The following is a 12,073-nucleotide window of genomic DNA, read 5'->3' as shown; positions in this document are numbered from 1 at the left end:
GTTTTGGGTTTATTTTTTTTGGCTGCGCTGGCGCGGCCGCATGTTGGCTGCGCTTCGCGGCCGTTGTTTTGAGGAATTGATTATGTCTAAGAAAGATATTTTTGGTGATGATGTTAATGAAGGTAAGAGCTTTGAGGATTTTGAGCAGATGTTTGCTCAGTCGGAAGCTCAAGGTCTTAAAACTCGTTTGAGTGTTGGGGATCAGGTTCGTGGGGAGATTCTTTCTATTGGGAAAGAAGAGACCTTTGTTTCTACGGGGACTCCTGTGGATGGCATGATGTTCACTCGTGATTTGTTGGATGAGAACAAACAAGTGAAATATCATGTTGGTGAAGTTATTGATTGTGTGGTTGTGGCTATTAAGGGCGGCGAAGTTCGTTTGGCCAAAAAAGGATCTTTGGCTGCTTCGACGGATTCTTTGGAAGATGCTTTTGATATGGAACTGCCTATTGAAGGGCGTGTTTCTGAAGTTGTGAATGGTGGATTGCGTGTGGCGATTCAAGGTAAGACGGCGTTCTGTCCTATCAGCCAAATTGATTCTAAATTTGTTCAGGATGCGACCGAATATGTGGGTCGTAAATTTGAATTCCTTATTACTCAGTTTGATAAAAAGGGTCGCAACATTGTCGTGTCCCGCCGTAAATTATTGGAGATGCAAAAGGCTGAGCACGAAGGTGCTTTCATGTTGAAACATCAGCCAGGAGCGGTTCTTGAGGGTAAAATCACTCGTCTTGAAAAATTTGGCGCCTTTGTTGAATTGGAAGCCGGCGTTGAGGGTTTGATTCACGTGTCTGAACTTTCTTGGTCGCGTATTCATGATCCCAAAGAAGTGGTTTCGCCAGGGCAAGCGGTGTCAGTGAAGCTTTTGAAAATTGAAGAGGTCGACGGTGGCAAGTTGAAGATTTCATTGTCTTTGAAACAAGCTGACGGCGAAGGCAGCCCTTGGACAACGGTTCCGCAAAGATTCCCGGTGGGCACAGTTGTTAAAGGCACTGTTGAGAAAAAAGAAGTTTATGGTTTGTTTGTGAATATCGCTCCGGGCGTGACAGGTCTTTTGCCAAAATCTAAATGGAGAGATTCTGTGGACGCGAACACCTTTGAGAATAAGAAAAAAGGTGATGAGATCACAGTGCAAATCGATCAGATCATGTTCGAAGACAAAAAACTTTCTTTGGGCGTTCCTGGAGAGTCAGATGATCAAAGCTGGAGAGCTTCTCAAACTTCATCAAGTGGCGGTTTTGCTTCATTGGGTGATGCTTTGAAAGGCTTTACGATCAAACCAAAGTAGACTCGTCACAGAATAGTTTTACTAAGTTCTTAGAAGGCCCTACTTCGTCACAGAAGTAGGGCCTTTTTTAATCTGAGTTGTTTGTGCAAAGACACAACCACGAAAGACATATTCCTAAAATCACCTGCTCCGTTGAGAATACCGAAAACGGTAGTCTAACCATGGAGGAGAATATGCCCAAGTATGTTATTGAAAGAAAAGTTCCAGGTGTCGGTCTTAGCACCCAAGATCAGATCCAGAAGATGGCACAGATTTCCAATGATGCTCTTAGAAAGCTCGGAGGAGAGGTTCATTGGATCGAAAGCTTCTTCACTGATGATGCTATATTCTGTATTTATGTGGCTCCCAATGAGGAATTAGTCAGGAAGCATGCTCAGCTGGCTGGTTTCCCAGCGGACCGAATCATTAAAGTTGATACTGTGGTGGATCCAGCAACTGGTGATCTGCCAATTGCCTCACGTGTGGCGGCCAAGGAACAGATGCTCGACAAGAGCATGCGACAATAAAAAATTAAAGACCTGCAGTAGAGCCATAGACTGCAGGTCTTTAGTTAATTTAAAGATGTTTCAACCAAAAAATCATCGCTATTTCAGCAAAGTATTGATGACGTCGCTCCTTCATCTGCATTGATTTGTAGGGAGCTTCTAAAATATCGGTGAACTTTTGCGCGCCTTTTTCGATACGGACGATGCAGGAGTGTTCATCACGAGGAGCCAATGAGAGGCGGACCTGAGCCTCTTCGTCAATGGCGTTGTTTGAAAAACTCCAGGACTTCGTCGTCATAAAATCTCGCATCACGGGCATGAGGCGATTCATCAGGAATTGACCCGTTGCAGAGTCTTGAACACTGACTGATGAATAGCTCTGTAAAGCGCGGCTTAAAAGCAAAGGGACGTCTTGCTGGTCTCGGGTGATCAAACAATGGGCCAATGCTGCTGTCACTTTTTCAACGTAGGGAGCGAACTTTTTTTCTTCAGACTTAAAGAATGAAAGTTTCACCTCCACATAGGGAAGATGGACGCGATAACCTTTCTCAACTTCTATACCAGCTAAGGCTTCTTCGACGATGGTGGCGACATCGGATTCTCCCATTCCGATGGTGTCCCAATAGCGAGTGATATAAGGATCTATGTCGGTGGTGTTTTTATCCAGCCATTGCGCAATGGATGAGTGCCAGATGGCTTCGATTTCACGAGGTGGGCCGGGCAGGACAAAGATTTTCTTTCCGTTGGCTTCTAGGAAAAAGGCGTTTGCGGTCCCTTCAGCATTTTTTAAAACTGTCGCACCTTCTGGATAGAAGCATTGCTGACGTTGGATGTCTTTAACGACGTAGCCGCGCGGTTCAAGTCGCTCCTTGATGTGTTGCCAGGAGCCCTCATCAAATTTCAAGGTGCGCTTTGTCCAATCACTGACAACTTCGCGGGTAAAATCATCGGTCGTGGGCCCGAGTCCTCCTGTGATGAAAAGAAGATCGCCATGAGAAGCGCAGAAGTCCAAAGCCTCTGTCATCAATTTTCGATCATCAGGCACGACTAAATGCAGAGCTGTGGTGAGGCCCAACTCTTTGAGTTTTTCCGAAATCCACGCGGCATTTTTGTTAACGATTTGGCCATCGACCAGTTCAGTTCCAATACCAAGGACGGTTGCTTTCATGAGAAATCTCTTATCTGCTGTTAAGTGAGCACCTCAAAAATAGACCTCGGAAGGCTCAGCGTCCAGTGTTCTAGCCAATGATTTGGGGGGTCTTGTGCATACGGGCAGATATTGGTAAAAATGCATAGCGTCAATGTGGTCAAAACCTTGCCCATTTTGCATGGTGTTCATAGATTCGCAGCTCTACTAAAGGAGCCATTATCATGTCTTTCAATTGGAAAGAATTCGACCTCTATAATCCTACTCCTGAACATGCAATGCTTCGCGAGACTGTGAAAGCCTTCACTGAAGCTGAGATCGAGCCGCAGGCTCATGATCATGATCGTTCTGAAAAATTCAATCTTTCACTCTTCAAAAAAGTCGGCGAGTTGGGCCTTTTGGGAATCACAGTTCCTGAACAGTTTGGTGGCGCCGGAATGGATGCGACTGCTGCTGCGATCGTTCACGAAGAAATGTCGGCTTCGGATCCGGGTTTCTGTTTGGCTTACCTTGCGCATTCAATGCTTTGCGTGAACAACATCGCCGTCAATGGCAGCGATGAGCAACGTCACCGTGTTTTACCAAAGCTTTGCTCTGGGGAGTGGGTGGGTGCTATGGCCATGTCTGAACCAGCAATTGGTACGGATGTTTTGGGCATGCAAACCAAAGCTGTTAAAACTGGTAACGAGTATGTGATCAACGGTCGTAAGATGTGGATCACCAATGGCACGATCGACGAGAACAACACTTCCTGTGACTTGGTTTTGGTTTATGCAAAAACCGGTGAAAAACACGGACGTGCTTTGATCTCCACTTTCTTGGTAGAGAAAACTCACAAAGGCTATGCTGTTGGCCAAAAGATCAAAGATAAATTGGGTATGCGCGCTTCAAACACGGCAGAGCTTGTGTTCCAAGATTGCCATGTACCTGAAACTGCATTGATCGGCCATGAAGGCGACTCTATGTTGCATATGATGCGCAACCTGGAAATTGAACGCCTCACTTTGGCGGCAATGAGCTTGGGGATCGCACGCCGTTCTATCGAGATCATGAATCGCTATGCAACGGAGCGTGAAGCTTTCGGAAAATCTTTGAATCACTTCGGACAAATGCAACGCTACATCGCAGACAGCTATGCTGAATACAAAGCGGCTCGCGCTTATGTTTATGAAACAGCTCGTCGTATGGACCTCAACAAAGAAGGCAATCGCCTGGATTCAGACGGTGTGAAGCTTGTGGCTACCACTATGGCAAAGAACGTCGCTGATCGCGCGATCCAAGTATTGGGTGGTTACGGCTATGTGGGCGAGTACGTGGTTGAAAGATTGTGGAGAGATGCGAAGTTGCTGGAAATCGGCGGCGGAACATTGGAAGCACATCAAAAAAATATCACTCGCGATTTGGCAAAAAATCCTGAATCGCTTTATAAGTAGGCATCATGTTTCCATACGGGTCTGATATTGAAGTAAACACCCACTTGCAGGTGAATCATCAAGTGGTCTTAGAAAAGATCGGCCCGTTGTTGACGGATGAACGCCGTCAAAAAATCGACAAAGTGGTGGCGCAAAGAAATTTCGACACCGCTGTGGTTCTGGAAAGTATCTATGATCGCGGGAATGTCTCAGCGGTTATGAGAAGTGCCGAGGGCTTGGGCTTCGGCAACTTTCACGTCATTGAAACTTCTGAAAAATTTAAAGAATCGAACCGGGTCACACAGGGCGCTGACAAGTGGGTGGAAACCAAGAAGTGGAAAAAGACCACGGACTGCGTAAAATCCTTGAAGGCCGAAGGCTATAAGATCTTTGTAACTCATTTGGATGCTCGTTCAAAGCCCTTGCACGAAATTGATTTCAGTGGAAAGACCGCTTTGGTTTTGGGCAATGAAAGAGACGGAGTCAGTCCTGAAATGATCGAAGCGGCAGATGCGACGATCATCATTCCGATGTCGGGCTTCGTACAAAGCTTCAATATTTCGGTGGCTGGCGCGTTGGCGCTCTATCATATTTCGCAAGACCGCCTCAAACGTTTGGGCACAAATGCTTCTTTGACCGAGGAAGAGCAAGCGATTCTAAGAGCTCATTACTATATGCGCACTCAAGATTCGTCTTATAAGGTGCTGACAGAGCTGTTCGATCGCGGAGCTATAGTATAGCGAAGCCTTAGGCAGTGGAGCTTTAGCATAGCGGAGCCTTAGACAAGCGGAGCTTTAGCTTAAACGTCCGCGCGATTATAATCCTAGATTTCCTGAATGAAATCTCTTAGGCTTTTCTGAGAGGTTTCTGCTATGAAAAAAACAATTCTGATATTGCCGCTTTTGATAATTGCCTGCGCAGAAAAAAATGTCCACCCAACTGCTCAAGAAAACCCAGTGAATGCTTCAACGAAGCCCGCTTTCTTTATGACGAAGCCGCAGCCGACGACTCCCGTAGAGCTGGTATTTGATGAGAAGTATGACTCTGTGAAGCCTGTCAACTATCGCAAAAACGACAGCCTCCATATGTCGGGCAGTGCGAGTTTTATACCGAATTCTTTAAAAGAAATTGCCAAGCCGGCGAAGAAATTAAAAGTGAAATTGTTTGTGTTTGATTTGCGCCAAGAATCCCATGGCTATATCAACGACAAACCCGTTACTTGGCAGGCTCCCAACGACTGGGCCAACGCAGATCTAAATCATGGCGAGGCCGTGCAAAGAGAGCGTCGGTTGCTATTGGATACCGAGCTGGGGTCCAAAGTCGCAGGTAAGACAGTACAAAGCACCGAAACCGAAGAGAGTGTCGTGCGCAGCCGTGGCTATGAATACGTTCGCCTGACAGTCACAGATCACCTTCGCCCTTCGGACAGCGAGACCGACTGGTTTTTGGAAGCGGTTCACGCCTTACCGGAAAAAAGCTGGGTGCATTTTCACTGCCGTGCAGGGAAGGGACGTACGACCACCTTTATGGTCATGTACGACATGCTTCGCAATGCTAAAACAGAGTCTTTGGACGCTATCGTCAAACGTAATTCTGAATTGAGCAACGACTACGATGTCTTGGATATTCCTGCTCAAGACAACTGGAAATATATCTATCAAAAAGAACGCGCAGAGTTCATTCGTGAATTCTATAATTACGCCAAAGCCCATCCCAATGGGGACGGAATGCTTTGGACAGAATGGGTGAGAAAATGAATCAGAAAATGAACAAGATCTTTTTCGCCTTAGCGGCCTCGCTGCTGTTGTCTTCTTGTGCTTCGTTGAAGAAATCATTCTGTGATTGCTCGCAAGGTGGGAACAAAGAAGCCCGAAGCACTGGTTCTGGCGCTGGCAGCGCGGAACATTCTGGAAAATCCTCTGGGGATAAGACGGCTCCGGCTAAAGAGGCGGGTATTGTTGTTGATAGCGCGGATATCGAGATGGGCAATCGCATGTCGAAGTCCGTCGATGCCTTTGTCTTTAAAAATCAAAAGGACGAGTTCACAGCGCTATGCAAAGACGAACGCTTTGATTGCTATGTGAACGACAAGCGCTTCCCGCAGGGGCGCAAGAAAATCAAAAGAAAAGTTCCACCATTTCTTAGCGGTTCTAAGATGGGACTGCAGGGTGAGAACCGCGTTCGCGTAAAATACGATTTCTATCCGTAGGGATTAATTCTTTCGAAGGATAATGGATTTCATAAGGGGCTCCTGGTCGGGGAGCTCGAAGTCCAAGCCTTGTGAAGGCGCTGGCAAAATTTTGAAAGAGAATTCTCTTTTCAGTTTTTCCAGGCGCAGGTGAAGATCGCCGGTTGTCCATTTCTCATAATTCGTACAGAATAGAAGCAAGCCATTTTTCTCGAGGCAATACATCATATTGATCATCAGCTCGTCAAAGTTTTTGCTGATCGAGAAGACCCCGTTTTTAGATCTGCCAAATGAAGGCGGATCACAAATAATCAGACCGAACTTTCTTTTGCGGCGAATCGTTCCTTTGAGGAAGAGATTGCAGTCGTTCACCCAGAACTCGTATTTTTCGTCTTCAGGGTTTAAGCCATTCAGTTCAAAATTGTGTTTGCTCCAGTCGATAAAGTTTTGCGAAACATCGACGGTGCAAACTTCACGGGCGCCAGCCAAAGCTGAAACCACACTGAATCCGCTCGTGTAAGAGAAAAGATTCAAAACGCTACGATCTTGTGCATGCTCTCGCACCCAGAGACGATTTTCACGTTGATCCAGAAACAAACCCGGAGACAAGCCGGTGTCGCTGCGAAGCTCATAGATCACGCCGTTTTCTTTGGCGTTCCAGCGAGGAGCGGTGTTGCCAATATTCCAAAGTATTTCTGCATTCGGATCTTCGCCGCGATTGAGCATTTTACGAATAAGAATTTTCTTATTTAATTTTTTGGAAACTTTCTCAAAGCGCAGAAGATCCTGCACGGTGGGGTCTGATTCTTTGTACCAGTAAACCCAAAGATATTCGCCGTATTGGTCTACGCGATAAGTGTCGAGCTCCCGGTGACTTAAACGCAAAGATTCCTCTTTAAGCTCAGAGAACTTGTACATGCGTTCACGACGATGAAAGGCCTCGGCAAGAATCAAATCTTCAGGGTGCTCATTCAAATCTGATTCGCGAGCCCACGCAGGGACCTCTGTTTCAAAAGAGATATCCTGTCCCTTTAAATTGAATTTCAAAGAGAGGGAGTGCAGGCAAAGACGGAAGTAGTCGCTTCCACCATGCTCGCTGTCGCCGAGGACAGGAATACCATTGGCCTCTGCGTGCAGGCGAATCTGATGCGGCTTTCCGGTATGAGGATTCGCTTCCCACAATTGATGGGGGCCTAGTGATTTGATCCATTTAAATGTCGTCTTCGAATTAGGTTCTTTGTTTTTGCGACTGATGAAGACATTCTTTTCTTTTTCAATAAAAGATTCATAGGTGAACTCAGTCAAGTTCGTCGATCTATCGGTAAGGAAGAGGTATCTTTTGTTAACCAAATGTTGCTCAAAAAGTTTGGTCAACTCAGCGGCCAACTCAGAGCTGGTGGCAAATACTAAAGCTCCCGAAGTGGCCTTATCCAGACGATGCACGGTGAATAGCTTTCGGTTCAACTCATCTTCGTAGATTTCAACACAGCCGCGCTGCCCATATTCTGGGGAGTGCGTGTTGAGGCCTGCGATCTTGTCAACGAAGATGCAGCCGGCTGTCTCGGTGTATCGAAGCTTAATTGTCCGTGTCATTCGACTAATATAGACCGGTTTTCGTTGAGCGTCACTCAGAGTTTAGATAGAAAGATGTCTGGAGGTTTTCTTATGAAACTCATTTCTAAAGCAATGTTGGTGGGTCTTACTTTGGCGTTTTTGGCAGGTTGTGGATTTCAATCCATCCCTCAGACTAAAAACTCTACAGAAGCGGCCCTTGCAGAAGTCTCAAATCAATACAAACGTCGAGCTGACTTGATCCCAAATCTTGTAAACGTGGTCAAAGGCTATGCGAAACATGAGCAGGACACTTTGACTCAAGTGACAGAAGCTCGTGCGAAGGCTACGGCAATGAATATCGATCCTTCGAAAGTGACGCCTCAGCAGTTGGCAGAATACCAAAAAGCGCAAAGTGGTTTGTCACAAGCTTTGGGTCGTTTGATGGTGGTTACTGAAAAATATCCTGATTTGAAAGCGGATCAAAATTTCCGTGATTTGCAGGCGCAGCTTGAAGGCACAGAAAATCGCATCACTGTAGCTCGTCAAAGATACATTGAATCCATCAAAGAGTTTAATAACTTGGTGACGGTTCCACCGACAAGCTGGACAAATTCAGTGATGTATCATTTCGAAAAGATGCCTCAGTGGGATTTGACTCCGGAAGAAAAAGCAACTGCAGAGAAAGCTCCAGAAGTTAAATTCTAATGCGAAACTTTGCACTGTCCTTTCTTTCTTTATTTCTCTGTTTGAGCTTTCAGGCTCAAGCAGAGTTCAAGGTGCCTTCCTTAGAGGGGCCTGTGATGGACGAGGTGGGAATTCTGCCTCGCTCTGTTCGTCAAGATTTGACTTCACTGCTGGTTGACTTCAATCGTCGAGGTAAGGCGCAAATTCAAGTTTTGATTATCAACTCCCTCGAAGGGGAGCCCATTGAATCTGCATCAATTAAAATCACTGATAAATGGCAATTGGGCGATAAGAAGAAAGACAATGGTATTTTGTTTTTGATCTCCATGAGTGAGCGTGCAATGCGCATCGAAGTGGGGCAGGGCCTTGAAGGTGCCATTCCTGATATCTACGCCAAACGCATCATCAGTGATCGCGTGATTCCATTGTTCCGACAAAAAAGATTTGCCGACGGTGTTTACACCGGTGTTGCGGAAATCATGGCTTTGGCCGACAAAGAATTTGCCGATGAAAAATTGCCGGCAAGTACCTCAAAATCTGATGGCGGTGGCATACCGGCTTGGTTGATCATCCTCGTTCTCATCATCATTTCTATCTTGGGTCGCTTCGGCGGCGGTCGCGGCCGTTTTTATGGCGGTGGCGGTGGCTTTGGCGGCGGAACCTTTGGTGGTGGAGGATTCGGCGGAAGTGGCGGCGGTGGAGGTTGGTCCGGCGGCGGCGGCGGTTTTAGCGGTGGCGGAGCTTCTGGCAACTGGTAGGGACTGACTTACACTCCGACTTCGTCGGAGTAGGAGAACTTATGGCTTGGATACACAGATATATTTCTGACGAAGACATTCAAAAGATCTCGGAGGCGGTGAGCCGTGCTGAGGAAAAAACAGACGGGGAGATCGTTCCCGTTATTGTTCAGCGCTCCTCAACTGTGGGGCATGTGCCTTTGACTCTGACTCTGCTCATTTTGTTGATGCTTGTGATCGTCGAGCTTCCGTATGCAGATCTGCTTTGGGTGAAACCATGGGTGTATGTGTGGCCCTTTTTAATCGTTGCCGTTTATTATTTGTCGTTTGCCATTTCAAAAATGCATTGGGTGCAAAAGGTTTTGGTTCCGGAGCGAGACGAAGTCGATCAGGTGCATCAGCGCGCTCATCTTGAATTTTATCTCAACAAGGTGAATGAAACCAAAGACCGCACTGGCATATTGATCTTTATCTCGGTCATGGAGAAAAAAGCAGTGATCTTGGCCGATGAGGGCATCTCAAGCAAACTTCCTCCAGAGACCTGGAACGAAGTCCTCAGTAAACTCGGCGAGCAACTAGGTAAAGCCAATTGGAGTTTCGGATTCACGGAAGCCATCGAAAGCTGCGGTCACCATCTCAAGACGCATTTCCCCCGCACCGAAGTGAACAACCAACTCAAAAACCAACTGGTGATTCGTCCTTAAGGTACGCCGATCCCACCGAAGGTGGGTTTCTAACGGCTTTTGAGGCTCGGCGCGTAATCCTAAGTCTTGCCTCTGTCGGCGGTCATTGATAGTGTTTAGTTCTTCCGTTGCAGTCGTAGTTCAATGGATAGAGCACTTGGCTTCGAACCAAGGGGTTGCAGGTTCGAGTCCTGCCGACTGCACCATTTGTCAATCTTTTCGAACCACTTTCTTTTAGAGCTTCCTTTGCAACTTGCTTCTCCTCTGAAAACTTCGGTAAAGGCTGGCTTTGTGAGCGGACACGCTCCATTTGAAGCAGTTTCACTTCTTTTACAAACCCCAGTTCTTTTCGGTAATGTGATTTTCCAGCGTGGAAGCTGATATTAATTCCATTCTGTGTGACTTCAATTCTATGGGTGATTTTTCGAATGATTTCACTTTGGATTTCGGGATTCCCATCGGCTTTTTTGACGAGGGCTTTTAACGAGGCTGTGAATTTAGAAAAGTCCTCATAGGATATGACCTCATCAGATCGGACTTTAGAACTTTCTTGGATCAATTGACCTTCAACAACTTCCTTTGTTTGTTGCAGTTTTACGAGCTGATCAAAAAACGGTTTTTCATTAACTCCTTTTGGTAGCCTTGAAACTCGCTCGATGAGGGTTTCGATTTGCAGTCCCAGGGCTTGAATTCTCCGTTTTAAATGGTCCTCTTCTTGGGCTTCAGATGAAGTCTGTTGTAAAGAAACAGCGACCTCTTGCAGGCCTTTGGCGGTCTCGGAACTCATTAAGAACGATTTTGCCTCCTGCCACACGATGGGCTCAATTTTGGCTGCCAAAATTCTATGAGGCTCGCACTTCAGGACTTTTTTGGAAAGCGAGGCCTGATTTTTTGTAGCCCAAGCGTGTTCATAGTAAGGCACCTTCATGGATCTTCCATGCGCAGACTTGCCACTCATGCGATCGCCGCAGGTAGCGCAAAAACAAACTCCAGAAAGTGTAAATGGATACCTTTGATCAAGATGGGTTCTTTTTCGATGACGATTTTTCGTCAGTAATGCTTGCACTCTGTCGAAAGTCTCTTCGTCAACGATCGCGGGCCAGACGGCCTTCACTTCGTCTTCGTTGCCACCCTTGGTCGAAAAGACTCGGACGCCGATATAGGCCTTGTTGCGAAGTACTTTGTGAACTTGATCAATCTTAAATACCGAGGCTCGAACACTGCCGCCGCCTCGAACTTTTCTAGGAAGAGCGTAACCTTTGGCATTTAAATATTTGGCTGTGCTCGCAAGAGTTTCTTCTTGCAAAAAGATTTCAAACATCAACTTCACCAACTCGGCTTCTTCGGGGATGATTGAAAGACTTCCTGGTTTGTTTCGGTCAATTTCATAGCCCATCGGTACCGAGCCGCCGTTATAAAGTCCACGTTTGGCTCTTGCTAAAAACGAATGCGAAATCCTTTCGGCAGTTTGCTTTCTTTCAAACTCCGCGATATTTGCCATCATATACATGACAAGTTCACCCGCCGCGGTGGAGGTGTCGTTGTATTTGCGGTGTGGAGAGTACTCCATATTTCTTGAGATTCTCCAAAAGCAAAATGTCTCTTGCTTGCAGAATCATGCTAAAAGCCAGCCTCTTTGTGGCTGAGGCATTCAAAAAATTTGAATAAGTCCATACGTACCCCCTTGGTTGTTGATGTTTTCCCTTTCGGACTTTTCTTAGTTAATTCGGGAAGTTGCTAATTTGTTCCCTGAAAAACAAGGTCTTTGAAGAAAAATACTTCAACCCATAGATAGCACTATGTGTGCCAATGTTGATGGGGTGTTAAAATAAAAATGGCGCTGATTTTTATAAGTCAGCGCCTTTTGGTAAAATTTTTGGCTAAGTTACTAGGGG

At 46.2% G+C, this 12,073-nt stretch carries 11 protein-coding genes, 1 tRNA gene and 1 pseudogene; 10 read left to right on the top strand and 3 right to left on the bottom strand.

The window, feature by feature from the left end; all coding sequences use genetic code 11:
- The first annotated feature begins 82 nt into the window (after nucleotides 1–82).
- Nucleotides 83–1,288, top strand: coding sequence for a S1 RNA-binding domain-containing protein (locus NWE73_RS15760; RefSeq protein WP_277579314.1), 1,206 nt, complete (start codon nucleotides 83–85; stop codon nucleotides 1,286–1,288).
- Between the two features lie 173 nt (nucleotides 1,289–1,461).
- Entirely contained in the window at nucleotides 1,462–1,794 is a 333-nt protein-coding gene (locus NWE73_RS15755) for a DUF4242 domain-containing protein (RefSeq protein ID WP_277579313.1), read from the top strand.
- A gap of 49 nt (nucleotides 1,795–1,843) precedes the next feature.
- Here NWE73_RS15755 and NWE73_RS15750 read toward each other — a convergent pair whose 3' ends face one another.
- Nucleotides 1,844–2,941 (bottom strand): competence/damage-inducible protein A, encoded by a 1,098-nt coding sequence (locus NWE73_RS15750; RefSeq protein ID WP_277579312.1) that lies wholly within the window; start codon nucleotides 2,939–2,941, stop codon nucleotides 1,844–1,846.
- Nucleotides 2,942–3,144: 203 nt separating this feature from the next.
- Here NWE73_RS15750 and NWE73_RS15745 point away from each other — a divergent pair, with 203 nt between their 5' ends.
- The 4 genes from NWE73_RS15745 to NWE73_RS15730 all read left to right on the top strand — a co-directional run bounded on the left by NWE73_RS15745 (nucleotide 3,145) and on the right by NWE73_RS15730 (nucleotide 6,541).
- Nucleotides 3,145–4,353: an acyl-CoA dehydrogenase family protein gene (locus NWE73_RS15745; protein WP_277579311.1), complete on the top strand. Its 1,209-nt coding sequence runs from the start codon at nucleotides 3,145–3,147 to the stop codon at nucleotides 4,351–4,353.
- Between the two features lie 5 nt (nucleotides 4,354–4,358).
- Entirely contained in the window at nucleotides 4,359–5,072 is a 714-nt protein-coding gene (locus NWE73_RS15740) for a TrmH family RNA methyltransferase (protein WP_277579310.1), read from the top strand.
- A gap of 132 nt (nucleotides 5,073–5,204) precedes the next feature.
- A complete protein-coding gene (locus NWE73_RS15735) occupies nucleotides 5,205–6,089 on the top strand; it encodes a phosphatase domain-containing protein (protein WP_277579309.1) in 885 nt (294 codons plus the stop codon).
- The gene (locus tag NWE73_RS15730) at nucleotides 6,086–6,541 is read left to right on the top strand and encodes a hypothetical protein (protein ID WP_277579308.1); all 456 of its coding nucleotides are present in this window, start codon (nucleotides 6,086–6,088) and stop codon (nucleotides 6,539–6,541) included. Before NWE73_RS15735 ends, NWE73_RS15730 begins: the two co-directional genes overlap by 4 nt.
- 3 nt (nucleotides 6,542–6,544) lie before the next feature.
- On the opposite strand, the gene NWE73_RS15725 is transcribed toward NWE73_RS15730, so the two are convergent.
- Entirely contained in the window at nucleotides 6,545–8,113 is a 1,569-nt protein-coding gene (locus NWE73_RS15725; RefSeq protein ID WP_277579307.1) for a class I SAM-dependent methyltransferase, read from the bottom strand.
- Nucleotides 8,114–8,185: 72 nt separating this feature from the next.
- Here NWE73_RS15725 and NWE73_RS15720 point away from each other — a divergent pair, with 72 nt between their 5' ends.
- From NWE73_RS15720 to NWE73_RS15705, 4 genes are all read left to right on the top strand, one after another.
- On the top strand, nucleotides 8,186–8,779 hold the full coding sequence (locus NWE73_RS15720) for a LemA family protein (RefSeq protein WP_277579306.1): 594 nt from the start codon (nucleotides 8,186–8,188) through the stop codon (nucleotides 8,777–8,779).
- A complete protein-coding gene (locus NWE73_RS15715; protein ID WP_277579305.1) occupies nucleotides 8,779–9,516 on the top strand; it encodes a TPM domain-containing protein in 738 nt (245 codons plus the stop codon). Before NWE73_RS15720 ends, NWE73_RS15715 begins: the two co-directional genes overlap by 1 nt.
- A 41-nt stretch (nucleotides 9,517–9,557) precedes the next feature.
- Nucleotides 9,558–10,199 (top strand): TPM domain-containing protein, encoded by a 642-nt coding sequence (locus NWE73_RS15710; RefSeq protein ID WP_277579304.1) that lies wholly within the window; start codon nucleotides 9,558–9,560, stop codon nucleotides 10,197–10,199.
- A 109-nt stretch (nucleotides 10,200–10,308) separates the two neighbouring features.
- Nucleotides 10,309–10,384 (top strand) — tRNA-Arg (locus NWE73_RS15705).
- A gap of 608 nt (nucleotides 10,385–10,992) precedes the next feature.
- Here NWE73_RS15705 and NWE73_RS18130 read toward each other — a convergent pair.
- Nucleotides 10,993–11,574 (bottom strand): annotated as a pseudogene (locus NWE73_RS18130) (recombinase family protein); the annotation flags it as partial.
- Between the last annotated feature and the right edge of the window lie 499 nt (nucleotides 11,575–12,073).

Source organism: Bdellovibrio svalbardensis, assembly GCF_029531655.1.
GTDB lineage: Bacteria > Bdellovibrionota > Bdellovibrionia > Bdellovibrionales > Bdellovibrionaceae > Bdellovibrio > Bdellovibrio svalbardensis.
This window is presented reverse-complemented; position numbering and strand designations above follow the sequence as displayed.

Bases quoted from the DNA above. Each gene is read 5' to 3' on its own strand.
- NWE73_RS15760 (WP_277579314.1), top strand. From the start codon at position 83: ATGTCTAAGAAAGATATTTTTGGTGATGATGTTAATGAAGGTAAGAGC.
- NWE73_RS15755 (WP_277579313.1), top strand. From the start codon at position 1,462: ATGCCCAAGTATGTTATTGAAAGAAAAGTTCCAGGTGTCGGTCTTAGC.
- NWE73_RS15750 (WP_277579312.1), bottom strand. From the start codon at position 2,941: ATGAAAGCAACCGTCCTTGGTATTGGAACTGAACTGGTCGATGGCCAA.
- NWE73_RS15745 (WP_277579311.1), top strand. From the start codon at position 3,145: ATGTCTTTCAATTGGAAAGAATTCGACCTCTATAATCCTACTCCTGAA.
- NWE73_RS15740 (WP_277579310.1), top strand. From the start codon at position 4,359: ATGTTTCCATACGGGTCTGATATTGAAGTAAACACCCACTTGCAGGTG.
- NWE73_RS15735 (WP_277579309.1), top strand. From the start codon at position 5,205: ATGAAAAAAACAATTCTGATATTGCCGCTTTTGATAATTGCCTGCGCA.
- NWE73_RS15730 (WP_277579308.1), top strand. From the start codon at position 6,086: ATGAATCAGAAAATGAACAAGATCTTTTTCGCCTTAGCGGCCTCGCTG.
- NWE73_RS15725 (WP_277579307.1), bottom strand. From the start codon at position 8,113: ATGACACGGACAATTAAGCTTCGATACACCGAGACAGCCGGCTGCATC.
- NWE73_RS15720 (WP_277579306.1), top strand. From the start codon at position 8,186: ATGAAACTCATTTCTAAAGCAATGTTGGTGGGTCTTACTTTGGCGTTT.
- NWE73_RS15715 (WP_277579305.1), top strand. From the start codon at position 8,779: ATGCGAAACTTTGCACTGTCCTTTCTTTCTTTATTTCTCTGTTTGAGC.
- NWE73_RS15710 (WP_277579304.1), top strand. From the start codon at position 9,558: ATGGCTTGGATACACAGATATATTTCTGACGAAGACATTCAAAAGATC.